This is a genomic window from Paractinoplanes deccanensis (assembly GCF_016862115.1).
GTDB lineage: Bacteria > Actinomycetota > Actinomycetes > Mycobacteriales > Micromonosporaceae > Actinoplanes > Actinoplanes deccanensis.
The window spans coordinates 1-15,673 of record NZ_BOMI01000062.1 but is presented as its reverse complement, the minus strand read 5'-3'; the positions used below and the strand labels follow the sequence as shown (position 1 = coordinate 15,673).

The following is a 15,673-nucleotide window of genomic DNA, read 5'->3' as shown; positions in this document are numbered from 1 at the left end:
GGCGCTGCTGGGGTGGTGGCGCTGCTGGGGTGGTGGCGCTGCTGGGGTGGTGGCGCTGCTGGGGTGGTGGCGGCTGCCGAGGTGGCGACGCTGCCGAGCACGATGTTGGTGACGGTGCGGCAGAGGGACCGTGGACTCCGGGCGGTCGTGGACCGGCCGTGCCCGGAGCTCAGCTCTTGGGGCGGTTCAGCGGCGGCCCGCGCCGACGGGGGTGGGGCGAGGGGTGCGGACCGCGGTGACGCGGGTGGTCAAGGCGTGGACTGCCCTGCGCAGGGGGCGGTCGGACAAGGTGTCGCGCCAGGCGGCGGAGCCGGTGGGGGTCGACAGGTAGCGGCGGACGGTGGGGGCGGGGCCGTGGCGGAAGGGGGTGTGGCCCTCGTGGCCGCGGGTCAGGTGGTGGTGGGGGTGGGTCTCGGGGGCGTCGTCGGCGCAGATGACCAGGTCGCCGGAGGTGACGAGGGCCTGCACGTCGGACTCGAAGGTCTCCCACGCTCGGCCGGGGGCCGGCCAGCGGACCAGGTGGCTGGCCGACGAGGTGACGGACGCGGCCCAGGCGGCGTAGACCTCCTCGACCAGCAGGGGTCTGGTGGCGCTGGACACCGCGCGGAGGATGAAGGGGGCGTAGCCGATGCGTTCGAACTCCACTGTGAACATGGGCATGATTTTGGCAGGGGGGTATGACATTTTTCGGCGGTCAGGCGTCCACGCGGACCGGGGACGCGTGCCAGATGTGGGTCAGGTAGTCGGCGACCGTGCGGTCCGAGGAGAAGTAGCCGGTGCGGGCCGTGTTGAGGATCGACATGGTGGTCCAGCGCTCCTGGTCGCGCCAGGCGGCGTCGACGTCGGACTGGCGGTCGACGTACGAGCGGTAGTCGGCCAGGGTCAGGTACTCGTCGCGGTCGAGCAGGGACGCGGCCACCTCCTGGCCGACGCCGCCGAAGGCGCCCGCGCTGATGACGTCGAGGGCGGCGCGCAGCTCGCCGTCGGCGGCGTAGTGGTCGCGGGGGCGGTAGTCGCCGGAGCGCAGGGTCAGGGCCTCGGCCGCGTTGAGGCCGAAGAGGAAGAAGTTGTCGGCGCCGACGCGGTCGCGGATCTCGATGTTCGCGCCGTCGAGCGTGCCGATGGTGAGGGCGCCGTTCAATGACAGCTTCATGTTGCCCGTGCCGGAGGCCTCCTTGCCGGCCATGGAGATCTGCTCGCTCAGGTCGGCGGCGGGGATGACCCGTTCGGCCAGCGTGATGTTGTAGTTGGCCGGGAAGACCACGGTGAGCAGGCCGTCGGTGGCCGGGTCGGCGTTCACCCGGGCGGCCACCGCGTTGATCAGGTGGATGATGTTCTTGGCGGCGTGATAGGCCGGCGCCGCCTTGCCGCCGAAGAGCACGGTCCGGGGTACGCCGTCGTAGCCGCCCGCGAGGATGCGGTGGTAGAGGGTGATCACGTGGAGCAGCTTGAGCTGCTGCCGCTTGTACTCGTGGAACCGCTTCACCATCACGTCCAGCAGCGCCGCGGGATCGCCCAGTCCCAGGGCTGCCTTGTTCGCCCGCTTCACGTCCCGCCACCGCGACCGGAAGGAGGCGTCAGCCACGAGCGGCGCCAGGCCCGAGAGAAGCGACAGATCCGAGAGCCAGCGGTCGGTGCCGAGGCCATCAGAGATCAACGCGCTCACAAGAGGGTCGGCCAGGCGGACGAAGCGCCGCGGCGACACCCCGTTCGTGACGTTGACGAACCGGTCGGGCCAGAGGTCGTGGAAGTCGCGCAGCACGGTGCTGGTGAGCAACTGGGTGTGCAGGGCGGCGACGCCGTTCGTCCTGGTGGTGCCGGTGACGGCGAGGTTGGCCATGCGTACCTGGCGGGTCGGCTCCTCCTGGATGAGCGACATCCGCCGTACCCGGTCGAGGTCGTCCGGGAAGCGGGCTCGGACCTCGTCGAGAAGCTCGGCGTTGATCAGGTAGATGATCTCCAGGTGGCGGGGGAGGAGCCGGCCCAGCATGTCCACCGGCCAGGTCTCCAGCGCCTCCGGCAGCAGCGTGTGGCAGGTGTAGTTGAACGTGCGCCGCACCAGCGACCAGGCGTGGTCCCAGTCGAGGCCCTCCTCGTCGACCAGCAGCCGCATGAGCTCGGGGATCGCGAGCACCGGGTGGGTGTCGTTGAGCTGGATCGCCGTCTTGGACGCGAAGTCCGCCCAGTCGCCGTTGCGCAGGCGGAACCGGCGCACGATGTCGCGCAGCGAGCACGACACCAGGAAGTACTGCTGCTTGAGGCGCAGCTCGCGGCCCGCGGGGGTGCTGTCGTCCGGGTAGAGCACCTTGCTGATGTTCTCGGCGCGCACCGCGTCCTGCACGGCCTCCGCGTACTGCCCGGCCGCGAAGCGGGTCAGGTCGAAGGACGCCTCGCTGGCCTGCGCCCGCCACAGCCGCACGATGTTGACCGTCGCCGTGCCGTAGCCGGGCACGAGCAGGTGGCTCGGCTCGCCGAGGACCGTCTCGCCGGGGGTCCAGACCGTGCGGCCGCCGACCACCGACGTCGAGCCGTAGAAGCCCACCACCTGACGGTCGTCCGGCGCCGGGAACTCCCACGGGTCGCCCTGGAACGCCCAGTCGTCCGGCCGCTCGACCTGCCGGCCGTCGTGGAACTCCTGCTTGAAGATGCCCAGGTCGTATCGGATGCCGTAGCCGACGGCCGGGATGTCCATGGTGGCGAGCGAGTCGAGCAGGCAGGCCGCGAGCCGTCCCAGGCCGCCGTTGCCGAGGCCCGGCTCGACGTCCAGCGCCGCGATCTCGTCGGGCGCGAACCCGCACGCCTCCAGCGCCGTGCGCGCCGCTTCCGCCGTACCGCTGTAGAGAAGATTTTGCTCCAGCTGCGGACCGAGCAGGTATTCGGCGGACAGGTAGTAGACCCATCGGGGATTAGCGGCGTAGTGCGCCGCCGCGGTGCGTGCCCGCCGTTCCGCCAGGCGGTCCCGCACGGTCAGGGCGAGGGTCTCGTACGCGTCCTGAGCGCTCGCCGACTCGACCGTCGTCCCGCGGCGGTAGTAGAGGTTGCTCAGCAGGTCTTCCTTGAACGCGGCCGGCGACGTGCCGAGCGACCGCAGTTCCACCCCGTTGCGAAGGTCCATCCCCCCACCCTGCCCCGATCAGGTTTCCGGAAGTTGTCGGGAGGCCGACAGGATCGGGGTCAGGCCGGCACCGGCGAGGGGGCGGCGGGCTCGGCGATGGTGACGCGGTCGCGGCCGGCGTCCTTGGAGGCGTAGAGGGCACGGTCGGCGGCGAGGACCATCTCCTCGGGCATCTGCGGTCCGGCCACGCCGACCGAGACGGTGACCTGGTGCCACAGGTTGTCGCCGACGGCGATGGGGGTGTCGGCGATGGCGCGGCGCAGGCGGTCGGCGATGTCGGCGGCCTCGGCGGGGCCGGCGCCGGGGAGCAGGACGGCGAACTCCTCGCCGCCGTAGCGGGCCACCAGGTCGCCGGGGCGGACGGCGGCGTGCAGGCGGTCGGCCACCTCGACGAGGACGCGGTCGCCGCCGGCGTGGCCGTACGTGTCGTTGACGGTCTTGAAGTGGTCGATGTCGAGCAGCAGCATGCTGAGGTCGGCGTCGTGGCGGCCGGCCCGGGCGGACTCGGCGCGCAGGGACTGCTCGAAGAAGCGGCGGCTGCGCAGGCCGGTCAGCGCGTCGGTGATGGCGGCGTGCCGCTGGGCGCGGACCAGGCCGGCCATGCGGCCCAGCACCAGCAGGAAGAGCACGTTGCAGACCAGGCCGGCGATCGCGACGTGCGGGGAGTGGCCGGTCAGGTACTGCACCGTCATCGTGGTCGGTGCGACGATGGCGGCCACGGCCAGCACGGTCAGCCGGCGCGGGGTGGCGTCGGACGTCACGGTGGCGTTGCGGGTGAGCAGCTTCGGCGCGCCGGGGTGGGTCACGCCGGCGGCCAGGAGGAAGGCGGCGCTCATCCAGATGGCGTCCAGGAAGTTCCCGGCCGCGTACGTGCCGTCGAAGGTCTGCACGCTGTACGCCGTGTCGGCGAACAGCACGAGCGCCAGGTAGGCGGCGATCATCAGCAGGGGAGCGGTGCGCGTGCCGCCGATCAGCAGGCGGGCGCCGACCACGATGAGCATGAGGTCGCCGACGGGGTAGGCCACCGAGACCAGCGTCGTGACCGAGGCCGCGCTCACGTCCGTCGTCGGCAGGATCGCCAGCTCGAGGACGAGGTAGCCCACGCCGACCGCGACGATCGCCGCGTCGAGGGCGCTCGCGAAGTCGCGGCCCGGCGTCCGGCGGCGCACGAGCAGCAGCAGGCCGCTCGCCAGCAGCGGGTACGCCGCGAGGTAGCCCACGTCGGCCACGCTCGGATAGGCGACCTCGCCGCCGACCAGCGCGAGGAAGTAGAAGATCACGTCGCCGAAGATCGAGGCGAGCGCCGAGGCGGCGAAGAACAGCATGATCGCCCGCAGCTCGCGGCGGCGCACGGCGGTGACCAGGCAGCTCAGGGCGAGCGCGCCGTTGGCGCTGGTGTAGAGGGCGACCTGCGTGCCGCCCCAGCCGGAGCCCAGGTGCAGGCACCAGTAGTAGAGGGCGATCACCGGCCCGCCGAGGGCAAGGATCAGCTGCCAGCCCGCCCATCGGCGGCGCGGCGTGGTCGTCAGGGCCTTCGGCACGCTGGAAGCCTGCGCCCGCGGGGGAGCCGCCGGCGGTCCGGTTCGGGTGCATCGGGGGTGCACCCGAACCGGGCCCGGTCAATGGGCGGCCACGCCCTCGGTCGGTGACGCTCCCCGCCGCACGCCGACGACCGCGACCACCGCGGCGACGAGGCACAGGATCGCCGTGGTGAGGGCCGCGACGTGCAGGCCGTTGATGAACGCCTGGCCGGCGCCCTCGACGACCGCGGTGCGCACCTGGCCGGGCATGGTGTCCGAGACCGGGGCCACGCCCATGGCCACGGCGTCCTTCGCCTCCTGCAGGCCGGTGGCCACCGGGGCGGGCACCCCGGCGCCGGTCAGCGCCTCGTACAGCGTCGAACCGGCCCGGCTGCTGATCAGCGAGACCAGCACCGAGGTGCCGAGCGCGCCGCCGACCTGCAGCGCGGTCGCCTGGAGCCCGCCCGCGACACCCGCGTCCTTGACGGGGGCGTTGCCGACGATCGCCTCGGAGGACGCCGCCATGATCATGCCGACGCCGAGGCCGAGCAGGATGAACGAGGGCCACATCACCGCGTACGGCGAATCGGTGTCCAGCAGCAGGAGGCCGAACGACGCGAGCGCCTGGAGGACCATGCCGAGGGGCATGGTGAGGCGCGGGCCGAAGCGGTCGGTGAGCGCGGCGCCGAGCGGCGAGGCGACCACCGAGGCGAGGCTCAGCGGCAGGGTCAGCACGCCGGCCATGACCGGGGTGTAGCCGCGCACGTTCTGCAGGTAGAGCATCACGTAGAAGATCGAGCCGAGCAGCACGAAGAAGTTCACGGCGGTGAGGACCGTGCCGATGGTCAGCGCGGAGTTGCGGAACAGGCGCATCGGCAGCAGCGGGTGCTCGATCCGGGTCTCGTACCAGCCGAAGACGATCAGGACGGCGATGCCCGCGGCGATCGTGCCGAGCGTGGCGGCCGAGCCCCAGCCCCACGTCTCGCCCTTGACCACGCCGAAGACCATCACGACCAGGCCGGCCGCGAGCAGCACGATGCCGGGGATGTCGAAGCGGTGGTGCCCGGTGGAGCTCTTGCTCTGCGGCAGCACGAGGGCGCTCACCACGAGGGCGATGATGCCGATCGGGGCGTTGACGTAGAAGACCGACTCCCAGTTGACGTGCTCGACGAGCAGGCCACCGGCGATCGGGCCGAGCGCTGTCGACACCGAGGAGACCATGGCCCAGATGCCGACCGCCATGCCGAACTTCCTGGGCGGGAAGACGGCCCGCAGGATGCCGAGCGTGTTCGGCATCAGCAGGCCGCCGAAGAAGCCCTGCGCCGCCCGGAACGCGATGACCCCGCCGATCGAGCCGGACAGGCCGATCGCCACCGACGCGACGGTGAAGCCGGCCACGCCGATGAGGTAGTAGGTGCGCCGGCCGAAGCGGTCGCCGAGCTTGCCGCCCAGGATCAGCGAGGCGGCCAGCGCCAGCAGGTAGGCGTTGGTGACCCACTGGAGGCCGGCGGTGCCGGCGTTCAGGTCGCGGCCGATCTCGGGGTTGGCGATCGACACGATGCTGCCGTCGAGGCCGACCATGAACAGGCCGAACGCGACGGCGATCAGCGCCGGCCAGGGCCGGTTACGGCGGTTCTCGGCGCGCGGCGGGCTGTGCGCCGGGGTCGGCGTCTTGGTTTGGGTGGACACTTACTCTCCCTGCTTGATCTGTTCCGCGAGGCGGCTGAGGACCGGCAGCGCCGCGGCCACGTCGCGGCGCTCCCGGTCGGTGAGGGTGGTCAGGGCGGCCTCGACATAGCCGGTGAACAGGGCCTGGACGGCGTCGTGCCGCTCGCGGGCCTGGTCGGTCAGCCGCAGCCGGACGACGCGGCGGTCGGCCTGGTCGTGCTCCTTGAGCAGCAGCCCGCCGGCGACCATGGCGGTCACCAGGGCGCTCGCGTTGTTCGGCTTGAGCTGGAGCTCGCCGGCGAGCTCGCGCACCGTCGTGCCGGGACGGCGGCGGACCAGCCGCAGCGCCGAGAGCTGCATCTCCGGGGGCCGGGGATGCTCGAACTCGGCGTCGGCGCGGCGTTCCAGGGCGCGGTGCAGCGCGGGCGCGAGCGCCACGACGGCGGCGGCGATGTCGTTCACCCGTGCGTTGTCGTTCACCCGTACGATATTAGGTATGTCGTCATATGTATTCTAGCGCGTGAGGCCCACGTCACCCTGGCCGCGCACCAGGGGACGACCAGGGTGTCCTACGGGCTCGGCACAGGTGCCCCGGCGGACAAGCTCTTCCCATGGCGACCATTCGGATGCACGAAACCACCACCCTCACCCCCGAGCAGTTCATCGCCGGGCTCACCGACTTCGGCCCCGGACGGCAGAAGCTCTTCGCGAACAGCTCCGACGCCGACCTGAAGGTGCACGAGCTCGGCGACACCTACGCCGACGTCACCGAGGGCGCCGGCGGGATCTGGGAGCGCCTGCGCTACGACTGGTCCGACCCGTCGCGCGTCACGATGACGACGATCGACTCGAACATCTGGGGCGGCGACTCCGGGCACACCTACACGTTCAGCCGGCAGCCCGACGGCACCACCACCCTGGACGCGGTGGTGGTGCGCGACGGCAAGAACCTCAAGGGCAAGGTGACCGGGCTGCTGCTCGGCAGCGTCGGCAAGGGCGTGCTGGTCAAGGCCCTGCACAACACCGTCAAGGCGATCGAGGCGCGTCAGGCCTCGCTCAACAGCTGAGCGTCACCCCTCGCTCCGGCTGAGCGTCACCCTGGAGCGGATCTGGCGGAAGCCGGTCCGCTCCAACGCGGCGAGGACCTCCACACGGTACGAGTCGACGTCGGCGACCACCTCCCGGGCACCGCCCGCGGCGAGCACCCGTACCGCCTCGGCGATCAGCTCCTCGCGCGCCGCGTCGTCGAGCAGCCCCAGATAGCCGATCAGCGGATAGCAATGGTCACCGGCGGCGGCGACGAGTCCCGCCTCGTCCGCCACCAGCCACGTGGCGGTACGCAGCCACGGCAGCGGATCAGTCGCAAGATCGAGCCCCGCCACGGCGAGCGCGGTCTCGGCCCCCGTCACCACATCGGGCCGACCGACCCGCGCGACCAGGGCGTTGATCTCGTCGTCCCCGGTGGCGGGACGGAATCGGTAGCGCCCGCTCGTGGCCGGCAGGGGAGCACCGGCCCACGTCAGGCGCAGGCGCTCACCCCGCTCGACCAGCCCGGCACGGGTGGCGGCGCCGAGGCGTACGGCCAGAAGGTCTTTGATCTCGGGGCGCCGGCGCCAATGAGCGGGAGCGGCGGCGTAATAGGGCGGGACGAGACCGAACGCCTCGTGGGCGGCCCGCAGCAGGGCGGCACCGATCTCGGGGTCGTGGGCGTCGAAACGCTCCAGCCATGGCTCACCCTGCGCGCCCGGCGGCAGCACCCACGCGGCGCGGGCCACCACCGCGCCGTCGCGCAGCGCCACCCACGCACGGGAGGGGTGAAAACCGCCCGAGGCGAGACCGTCGGCGTAGGACGCCTGGCGCAGCTCGGGCAGCGGATCGGGCAGGGAGTCGAACAGGTCTTCCTCACCCGCGACGAGCGGGCGGAACGTCAGAGCGGTCATGCTGGGGCCTCCGCGCTTGCACGCGCCCTCGATCAGCTCCGCGGGGACGCCGGGCCACGGAAGGGGCGCAGAACATCGGACATTGTTCTGACCTCCCTTCGGCTGCTCATCGGCGTGCCGGCCACGATATCAGGAACCATCCACGCCGGGTGAAGCGTGCGCGGGGAAGCTTCGTGACGCTCGGCATATGACCGCTATGAACGAACCACGCCCGGCCGTCAACGCCGGCAAGCTCTGGTCCGGCGGCGCGGCCACGGCCGCGGTGGCCGCCCTGATCGCGATCGCCGGCATCCTGTTCGGCCGCGGGCTCTTCGACATCGACGTGCTGGCACCCAAGGGCGAAGGCACGTGGGGCGACGCCTCGACGGGCTGGTACGCCTTCGGCGCGGCGATGGCGGCGCTGGTCGTGACCGGACTGGCCCACGTGCTGCTGGTGACCACGCCGCGGCCGATGCGGTTCTTCGGGTGGGTGGTCGCGCTCGGCACGGTGGTGGCGATGCTGGCGCCGTTCGTGACGGACGCGAGCCTGGGCTCCAGGCTCTACACGGCCGGGCTCAACATGATTTTGGGCATCGCGATCGGGTCGCTGGTCGCGGGGGTGGCGAAGTCGTCGCTGATCCGGGTGGCGCGGCCGCAGACGCCGGGGCCGTATCCGCGAACCTACAGCTGAGGCCCGCATCGGGTGGGCGCCGGGGAACGGGCGCCCGTGTCGCTCAGCTCAGCTCGATCTCCACCAGCGGACTGCCTTCGATCCATGCCTCGAGGCTGCTCGCCCAGTCCAGGCCGGGCACGATCTCGCCGAGCACCCGCGCCCGCTCCTCCGGGTCGGTCACCACTCGTCCGTGCGCCGGGAGATCACGGTCTCCGAGGTGGAGGGTGAACGCGGGGTGTGCCAGGAGGTTCGCATACCAGTCTCGGGTGCCGGGGCTGCCGGTGAGCCAGTATCGCCCGTTCGCCCGGTAGCGCCAGGTCTCCATGCGCCGCGGCTGTCCGGACCGGCGGCCGATGGTGGTGATCTCCACGGTCATCTGCTCGTCCAGTGCCTGGCGGACTTCGTCGCTCACCGTCATGCCGCCATGGTGCAAGCTCAAGTGGACTTCACGTCAAGAAGCCGTGGCGCGCGGGGCGCACCAGGCCGGCGTCGTAGGCGGCGATCACCAGCTGGGCGCGGTCGCGGGCGGCCAGCTTGGCCAGCAGGTGGGTGATGTGGGTCTTCACGGTCTTGACCGAGATGACCAGGGCTTCGGCGATCTCGTCGTTGGACCGGCCGGCGCCGATCAGGGCCAGCACGTCGATCTCGCGGGTGGTCAGCCCGCGCAGCCGGCCGTCGCGCTCCGGGCGTGGCGCCTCGAGGTAGTGCGCGATCAGGCGGGTGAGGATCGCCGGGGCGAACAGGGACTCGCCCCGGTGCGTACGGCGTATCGCCGCCAGCAGGTCCTCCGGGTGGGCGTCCTTGAGCAGGAAGCCGGACGCGCCCGCGCGCAGCGCCTCGTGCACGTACGCGTCGAGCTCGAACATGCTCAGGACGACCACGCGGGTGCCGTCGAGGACCGGGTCGGCGCAGATCCGCCGGGTCGCCTCCAGCCCGTCGAGGCGGGGCATGCGCACGTCCATGAGGATGACGTCCGGCCGGACGCCGCGGGCCCGGGCCACCGCGTCGGCGCCGTCGGCGGCCTGGGCGACCACGGCGAGGTCCGGCTCCTTGTCGATGATCATGGCGAGGCTGCGGCGCAGCAGCGGCTGGTCGTCGGCGAGCATGACGCGGACGGTCGCCCGGGTCACGACGCCCCGCCGGACAAGCGGGCGGCCAGCTCATCGCCGGTGCGTCCGGGAGGCGAGTCGCCGGTGCGGGCGGGCGGCTCGTCCGGGATGCGGGCGGTCAGCCGGAAGCCGCCGTCGACGGGGCCGGCCCGCAGCGTGCCGCCCAGGGCGGTGATGCGCTCGCGCAGGCCGAGCAGGCCGTGCCCGGCGCCGGGGGCGGCCCGCCACCCGGCCGGGCCGGGGCCGCCGTCCGCGACGGTGACCGTGACCGCCGCGCCGTCGCGGTGCACGCCGATCCGCACGTCGGTGGGCCCGGCATGCCGGGCGGCGTTGCTCAGCCCCTCCCGCACGGCCCGGCAGACGGCGAGCTGGACGCCGGGGGAGACCGTGCCGAGGTCGCCGGTGGTGAGGTGGGGCCGCAGGCCCATCACGGTCGCCGCCCGGACGATCTCGGGAAGGCTCTCCAGGGTGTCCGCCGGCGTCCGCGGCTCCCCGGTGGCCGGCCCGCGCAGCACCGTGAGCATGCGGCGCAGCTCGGCCGTGGCGGTGCGGCTCGCCTCCTCGATGTCGGCGAGCGCCGCGTCGACCTCCGCCGGCTTGCCGGCGTGCCGGGTGGCGGCGGCCCGCACCGTGATGAGGCCCAGCCCGTGGGAGACGACGTCGTGCAGGTCGCCGGCGATGCGCAGGCGCTCGGCCAGCACCGCCTCGGAGGCGGCCCAGGCGGTCAGCCGCGCCTCGTAGTCGGCCCGGTCGGCGCGCCAGCGGCGGATCGCCCACAGCGCGGCCGCGAGCGAGGCGCCGACGAGGACCGGCGGGACGACGGCGGCCGCGGCGCCCCGCGAGCCGGTCGTCACCATCGCCATCGCGGCCACCGTGACGACCACCGCGAGCACCGGCACGGCCCGGGAACGCCGCACCGGGCGGCGGTCTGCGCTCATGGGAGGCCACTGTAGTTCTCAGACCTGGGTCGTAGGCCGCGCCCGACGGTTGCGAGCCTGGTCCGATGTGCACGGGCCGGCCACCGGCTTGACTGCCCCTATGATCACCATCGACCGGGTCGGCAAGACCAAGGGGCGCAGGACGATCCTGCGCGACGTCAGCTTCGAGGCGAGGCCGGGGCGGGTCACGGGATTCCTCGGGCCGAACGGCGCGGGCAAGACCTCGACGATCCGCATCCTGCTCGGCCTCGACCGGCCGGGCGGCGGGCGTGCCCTGGTGGACGGCCGGCCGTACGCCGCCATCTCCCGCCCGTTGACCGTCGTCGGCGCGCTGCTGGACGGCAGCGGGGCGCACCGGGCCCGATCGGCGCGCGCCCACCTGCGCTGGGTCGCGGCGAGCAACGGCATCGCCGGCCGCCGGGTGGACGAGGTCCTCGAGATCGTCGGCCTGACCGATGACGCGTCGCGGCGCACCGGCCGGTTCTCGCTCGGCATGAGCCGGCGGCTGGGCCTGGCGGCGGCGCTGCTCGGCGACCCGCCCGTGCTGGTGCTGGACGAGCCGGTCAACGGGCTGGACCCCGGCGGCATCCGCTGGATGCGCTCGTTCCTGCGCGACAGCGCCGGCCAGGGGCGCACGGTGCTGCTCTCCAGCCACCTCATGGGTGAGCTCGCCGAGATCGCCGACGACGTCGTGGTCATCGACAAGGGTGCCGTGGTCGCGCAGGGCACGCTCGCCGGCGTCACCGGCGACCACGCGACGCTGGAGGACGCGTTCTTCGCCCTCACCGGATCGGAGCGGTCATGGTGATCGTGGAGCTGCGCAAGCTGCTCGGCCTGCCGACGGCCTGGGCCGGCCTGATCCTGGGCACGCTCGCCGCCCCCGCGCTCGTGCTCGTGAACGCGCCGGCGATGCGCCGGGCGATCGCCGAGGGGCGCGACGTCACCGATCTCGGCTACCAGAACCTGGGCATCGGCCTGCTCGGCGCGATGATCCTCGGGGTCGTGATCGTGAGCAGCGAGTACACGCGAACCGGCGACGACGTGCCGGGCGCCCGGCAGCTGACCGCCACCCTGATGGCGCAGCCCCGCCGGATGCGCCTGTTCGCGGCGAAGGGTGCGGCGCTGGTGCTGGTGACGGCGGCGCAGGGAGCGCTCACGGCGGTGCTGACGGTCGCGCTGACCCGCGCGGTGCACGGCACGTCCGTGGCGCCGTGGTCGGCGGGACGGATCACCGGGGCGGTGCTCTACTGGGTGCTGCTCGCTCTGATGGCGTACGCGATCACGCTGGCCGCCCGCAACGGCGTCGTCACGCTGACCCTGCTGATCGTGAACGCCTCGGTCGTCTCGGTGTCGTATCTGCTGACCAAGGTGACCGGCCTGGCGGCCTACCTGCCCGACCTCGTCGGCGCGCACATGTTCCTGCGCGGCGGCCCCGACGAGCGCATCCCGCCGGTGACCGCCGGCCTGATCATGACGGCGTGGGTGGCCGCGATGCTGGCCGGCGCGGCCGTGCTCTTCCACCGGCGGGACGCGTGAGCGCCGTCCACGCCGAGATCCGCAAGCTGCTCACGCTGCCGTCGCTGCTGGTCACGGCCGCGCTGACCGCCGCGGCGGCGCTGCTGCCGGAGCCGGCGCCGTACCGCCAGGTGGGTTTTCTGATCTTCGGGGTGCTGTCCGCCACCCACGAGTTCCAGGGCCAGTTCCGCACGAGCCTGCTGGCCGTCCCGGACCGCCCGCGCCTGGTCGCCGCGAAGGTGGCGGCGCTGGTCGCGGTGGCGGGTCCGCTCACGCTGCTCACGCCGGCCACGTCGGCCTATCTGCTCGCCACGACGCTGACGGCCGCGGGGGCCGGCCTGCTGCTGCGGCGTACGCTGCCGAGCGTCGCCGTGACCTTGACGGCGTACCTGATCGTGGGCCCTCTGCTGCGCGCCCGTTTCCCGGCGAGCGCGCCGTGGTTGCCGGACACCGCGCTGCTCCAGCCGTCGCGCGGCGCGGCCGCCACCGTGGTGTGCACGATGGCGGTCCTCGCGGCTGCCGTCGCCGTCCTGGCCCGGCGGGACGCGGCCTGAGCCCGTGCGCCTCAGGAGTTGAGGATCCGGGCCTTCTGGGCCTCGAACTCGGCCTCGCTCAGTACGCCCTGGGCCTTCAGGTCGCCCAGCTGCTTCAGCTGTTCGATCTTCGCCGACATGTCGGCCTGCGGGGCGGCGGGCTGCGGCGGCGCGACGTAGACCTGCTGGGGCGGCGGGGCGTACGCCTGCTGGCTCATCATCTGGTCCTGGGCCTCCTGCCGGGCCCAGCGGCCGTCCTGGCGGTGGCGCACGCGGCCGGAGACGGCCGACGCGGTGCCGGCCACCACCGCCGTGCGGGCGATTCCTCGGAGCAGTCCTGGCATGGGTCCTACCTCTCCTTGGCCGCGTACTGCGGCTCCGTGTCGTCCAGCGCCGCCAGGAGGGCCTGCACCGGGATGCGGCCGCTCGCGACGAGTTGGGCGCCGTTGAGGCGCAGCCGGCGGGCCAGCGGGGCGGCCCACGTGTTCTCGTAGATCAGCAGCACCGCGGCGGCGCCCGGTGCCAGGACCTCGCCGGCCTCGCGGAGGTCCTCACCGTCGAGGAGGCCGGACGCGGCGCCGTGGAAGGCGTCGAGGCCGTTGATGTCGAACTCCGACTCCTCGAGGGCGAACACCTTGCCGTCCGCGTCCTTGCGGATCAGCGCGATGTCGAGGATGCGGATGATGTGACGGTCCACCAGGTCGACCAGCAACGGGAAGGCGGTGCCGTCCATGCTGCCGGCCGGGAACTCGACGCACAGGTAGTCGATGGGGCCCATCTCGTCGACTTCGGGCATATCGGTCCTTTCAAAAGGCGGGGCTGGGAGCTCCCGAGATGTGGGTGAGGGCGACGATCTGGCCCCGGGCCGCGGCCACTCGGCCGGCGAGGTCGCCGATCCAGCGGTGTTCGAGGAGGACGGCGAGCACGTCGGTCGCGTCGTCGGTGAGCAACGCGACGTCGTGCAGGTCGGCCTCCGGGATGAGCCCGGTGGACAGGGCGGCGAGCGCCGTCGGGTCGCCGCGGATGCCGGGCAGGTCGCTCAGCTCGACGGCACAGGTGCCACCGGCGGGGTCGCTGCGAACGACGAGGGCGTCGACGATCCGCATCTGACCGGCGCGAGCGAGCCGGTCCAGGGTGGCGCGCACGCCGTCGTTGAGATCTTCCGCGGGAAAGGACAGAACCATGAGTTCCAGCGGCCCCAATGCCATGCGTCTCAGCGTGCGCCGCGGGGTGCGGGCGGGATTCATCCGGCAGGGATGAATCGGGGGTGGGCGCCGATCGGTGACGGTCGGAGCATGACCAGCAGCATGCCCACAGCGGCCTCGGCGGACCATGACGAGAGGGCGGAGCTCGAGCGCCTGCGCGCCGAGGTCGCCGGCCTGCGCCGCGAGCTGGCGACCCGCGAGAAGCGCCCGCCCCGGCGGACGTCGAGGAGGGTGCGCGGGATCGTCGCCGCGATCCTGGCGGCCGTGGCGGCCTTCGCGCTCGTCCTCAGCGTGGTCGGCCTCTGGGCGGCGCGCACGGCGCTCAACACCGACCGCTGGGTGACGACCGTCGCCCCGCTGCCGCAGGACCCGGCGATCTCCGCGGCCGTCGCGCAGTACGCCACCGACCAGACCTTCACGGTGATCAACGTGGAGCAGCGGCTGCGGGACGTGCTGCCGCAGCAGGCCGGCTTCGCCGCCGGCCCGATCGCCGGGCAGCTGCACCAGCAGGTCGAGCGGATCGTCACGAACGTGCTGCGCAGCGACGGCTTCCAGACCGTCTGGATCGAGCTGAACCGGCGCGTGCACGACCGGGTCATGGCCGTCGTCGAGGGCGACAGCGAGGTCGTGACGGCGGCCGGCGATCACATCGACATCGACCTGCTGCCCCTGATCAACCAGGCCCTGCGCGAGCTCAGCGCCCAGCTTCCGACCCTGTTCGGCAAGCAGATCACCCTTCCCGACCTGAGCTCCGGTGCCATTCCCGACAATCTGCGGGTACGGGTGGAGGAGGCGCTCGGTGTCACCCTCCCCGCCAACTTCGCCCAGTTCACCGTGTACGACGGTGGGCAGCTCAAGGCGTTGCAGGACACCGTGGCCGCGTCGAAGCGGTACCTGGCGCTCTTCGTCGCCTCGACGATCGTGCTGGTGATCGCCGCGTTCGTGGTGTCGCCGCGGCGCCGCCGTACCGCCGTACAGCTGGGGATCTGGCTGGTGGTGGCGGCGCTGACCGTCACGGTGATCCTGCGAGCGGTGCGCCGGGAGGCGGTCGCGCAGGTGCCGGAGGGCGTCTACCGCGACGGCGTGAACGCGGCCGTCGACAGTGTCTTCGCGCTGCTGCGCGAGCGGGGCACGCAGATCATCTGGATCGGGGCGCTGCTCGCCCTGCTCGCCTACCTGGTGGGACCGGGCCGCATCCCGCGGTGGCTGCGCCGGCAGGCCGTCACCGGCGGCCGCTGGGCGTGGCGCGAGGGCGCGGTGGTGACCGCGCACGCGCCGGGCTTCATCGGGCGCTACCTGGACGCGTTCCGCGTCGGCGGGCTGGTGGTGGCGGGCATCGCCGCACTGATCTGGTCGTCGTGGACCGGCCTGCTGGTGATCGTGGTGCTGCTCGCCGCGTACGAGATCGGCGTGACCCTGATCGGCACGCGCCGGCACGACGAGCCCGAGCCGGCACCGGAACCGGCGCCGGCGGCCGG

18 protein-coding genes are annotated in these 15,673 nt (G+C 72.8%); 6 read left to right on the top strand and 12 right to left on the bottom strand.

Annotation, left to right across the window (positions count from 1 at the left end; translation table 11 throughout):
* Positions 1-186: 186 nt before the first annotated feature.
* The 5 genes from Ade02nite_RS16105 to Ade02nite_RS16085 form a co-directional block, all read right to left on the bottom strand.
* Entirely contained in the window at positions 187-654 is a 468-nt protein-coding gene (locus Ade02nite_RS16105; protein ID WP_203763115.1) for a hypothetical protein, read from the bottom strand.
* A 40-nt stretch (positions 655-694) separates the two neighbouring features.
* Positions 695-3,115 (bottom strand): glycogen/starch/alpha-glucan phosphorylase, encoded by a 2,421-nt coding sequence (locus tag Ade02nite_RS16100; RefSeq protein WP_203763112.1) that lies wholly within the window; start codon positions 3,113-3,115, stop codon positions 695-697.
* A gap of 59 nt (positions 3,116-3,174) precedes the next feature.
* A complete protein-coding gene (locus Ade02nite_RS16095) occupies positions 3,175-4,656 on the bottom strand; it encodes a GGDEF domain-containing protein (RefSeq protein WP_203763109.1) in 1,482 nt (493 codons plus the stop codon).
* Between the two features lie 78 nt (positions 4,657-4,734).
* On the bottom strand, positions 4,735-6,324 hold the full coding sequence (locus tag Ade02nite_RS16090; protein WP_239168794.1) for a DHA2 family efflux MFS transporter permease subunit: 1,590 nt from the start codon (positions 6,322-6,324) through the stop codon (positions 4,735-4,737).
* Positions 6,325-6,783 (bottom strand): MarR family winged helix-turn-helix transcriptional regulator, encoded by a 459-nt coding sequence (locus Ade02nite_RS16085; protein WP_203763106.1) that lies wholly within the window; start codon positions 6,781-6,783, stop codon positions 6,325-6,327.
* Between the two features lie 131 nt (positions 6,784-6,914).
* Here Ade02nite_RS16085 and Ade02nite_RS16080 point away from each other — a divergent pair, with 131 nt between their 5' ends.
* Positions 6,915-7,370 carry a hypothetical protein gene (locus tag Ade02nite_RS16080; RefSeq protein ID WP_203763103.1) on the top strand — a complete coding sequence of 152 codons (456 nt, stop codon included), beginning with the start codon at positions 6,915-6,917 and terminating at the stop codon, positions 7,368-7,370.
* Positions 7,371-7,373: 3 nt separating this feature from the next.
* Here the strand turns inward: Ade02nite_RS16080 and Ade02nite_RS16075 are convergent, their stop codons facing one another.
* Positions 7,374-8,243: an acetyltransferase gene (locus tag Ade02nite_RS16075; RefSeq protein ID WP_203763100.1), complete on the bottom strand. Its 870-nt coding sequence runs from the start codon at positions 8,241-8,243 to the stop codon at positions 7,374-7,376.
* 187 nt (positions 8,244-8,430) lie between these two features.
* Here Ade02nite_RS16075 and Ade02nite_RS16070 point away from each other — a divergent pair, with 187 nt between their 5' ends.
* Positions 8,431-8,913 carry a DUF6069 family protein gene (locus Ade02nite_RS16070; protein ID WP_239168793.1) on the top strand — a complete coding sequence of 161 codons (483 nt, stop codon included), beginning with the start codon at positions 8,431-8,433 and terminating at the stop codon, positions 8,911-8,913.
* A gap of 43 nt (positions 8,914-8,956) precedes the next feature.
* Here the strand turns inward: Ade02nite_RS16070 and Ade02nite_RS16065 are convergent, their stop codons facing one another.
* The 3 genes from Ade02nite_RS16065 to Ade02nite_RS16055 are packed head-to-tail and all read right to left on the bottom strand — an operon-like array spanning position 8,957 to position 10,942.
* Positions 8,957-9,313 (bottom strand): nitroreductase family deazaflavin-dependent oxidoreductase, encoded by a 357-nt coding sequence (locus tag Ade02nite_RS16065; protein ID WP_203763097.1) that lies wholly within the window; start codon positions 9,311-9,313, stop codon positions 8,957-8,959.
* Positions 9,314-9,341: 28 nt separating this feature from the next.
* A complete protein-coding gene (locus Ade02nite_RS16060) occupies positions 9,342-10,001 on the bottom strand; it encodes a response regulator (RefSeq protein ID WP_203763094.1) in 660 nt (219 codons plus the stop codon).
* Positions 10,002-10,021: 20 nt separating this feature from the next.
* Complete coding sequence (locus tag Ade02nite_RS16055; RefSeq protein ID WP_203763091.1) at positions 10,022-10,942, bottom strand: sensor histidine kinase; 921 nt, start codon at positions 10,940-10,942, stop codon at positions 10,022-10,024.
* 100 nt (positions 10,943-11,042) lie between these two features.
* On the opposite strand from Ade02nite_RS16055, the gene Ade02nite_RS16050 reads away from it, so the two are divergent.
* The 3 genes from Ade02nite_RS16050 to Ade02nite_RS16040 are packed head-to-tail and all read left to right on the top strand — an operon-like array spanning position 11,043 to position 13,011.
* Positions 11,043-11,750 carry an ABC transporter ATP-binding protein gene (locus tag Ade02nite_RS16050; protein ID WP_203763088.1) on the top strand — a complete coding sequence of 236 codons (708 nt, stop codon included), beginning with the start codon at positions 11,043-11,045 and terminating at the stop codon, positions 11,748-11,750.
* The gene (locus Ade02nite_RS16045) at positions 11,744-12,478 is read left to right on the top strand and encodes a hypothetical protein (protein ID WP_203763085.1); all 735 of its coding nucleotides are present in this window, start codon (positions 11,744-11,746) and stop codon (positions 12,476-12,478) included. The genes Ade02nite_RS16050 and Ade02nite_RS16045 overlap by 7 nt, the downstream gene beginning before the upstream one ends.
* Entirely contained in the window at positions 12,475-13,011 is a 537-nt protein-coding gene (locus tag Ade02nite_RS16040; protein WP_203763082.1) for a hypothetical protein, read from the top strand. The genes Ade02nite_RS16045 and Ade02nite_RS16040 overlap by 4 nt, the downstream gene beginning before the upstream one ends.
* 11 nt (positions 13,012-13,022) lie before the next feature.
* Here Ade02nite_RS16040 and Ade02nite_RS16035 read toward each other — a convergent pair whose 3' ends face one another.
* The 3 genes from Ade02nite_RS16035 to Ade02nite_RS16025 are packed head-to-tail and all read right to left on the bottom strand — an operon-like array spanning position 13,023 to position 14,198.
* The gene (locus Ade02nite_RS16035; RefSeq protein ID WP_203763079.1) at positions 13,023-13,334 is read right to left on the bottom strand and encodes an SHOCT domain-containing protein; all 312 of its coding nucleotides are present in this window, start codon (positions 13,332-13,334) and stop codon (positions 13,023-13,025) included.
* A 5-nt stretch (positions 13,335-13,339) separates the two neighbouring features.
* Positions 13,340-13,786 carry a DUF6325 family protein gene (locus Ade02nite_RS16030; RefSeq protein ID WP_203763076.1) on the bottom strand — a complete coding sequence of 149 codons (447 nt, stop codon included), beginning with the start codon at positions 13,784-13,786 and terminating at the stop codon, positions 13,340-13,342.
* Positions 13,787-13,796: 10 nt separating this feature from the next.
* Positions 13,797-14,198: a DUF6325 family protein gene (locus Ade02nite_RS16025; protein WP_203763074.1), complete on the bottom strand. Its 402-nt coding sequence runs from the start codon at positions 14,196-14,198 to the stop codon at positions 13,797-13,799.
* Positions 14,199-14,285: 87 nt separating this feature from the next.
* Between Ade02nite_RS16025 and Ade02nite_RS16020 the strand changes: the two genes are divergently transcribed.
* On the top strand, positions 14,286-15,673 hold a 1,388-nt coding region (locus tag Ade02nite_RS16020), incomplete at its 3' end, for a hypothetical protein (protein ID WP_203763070.1).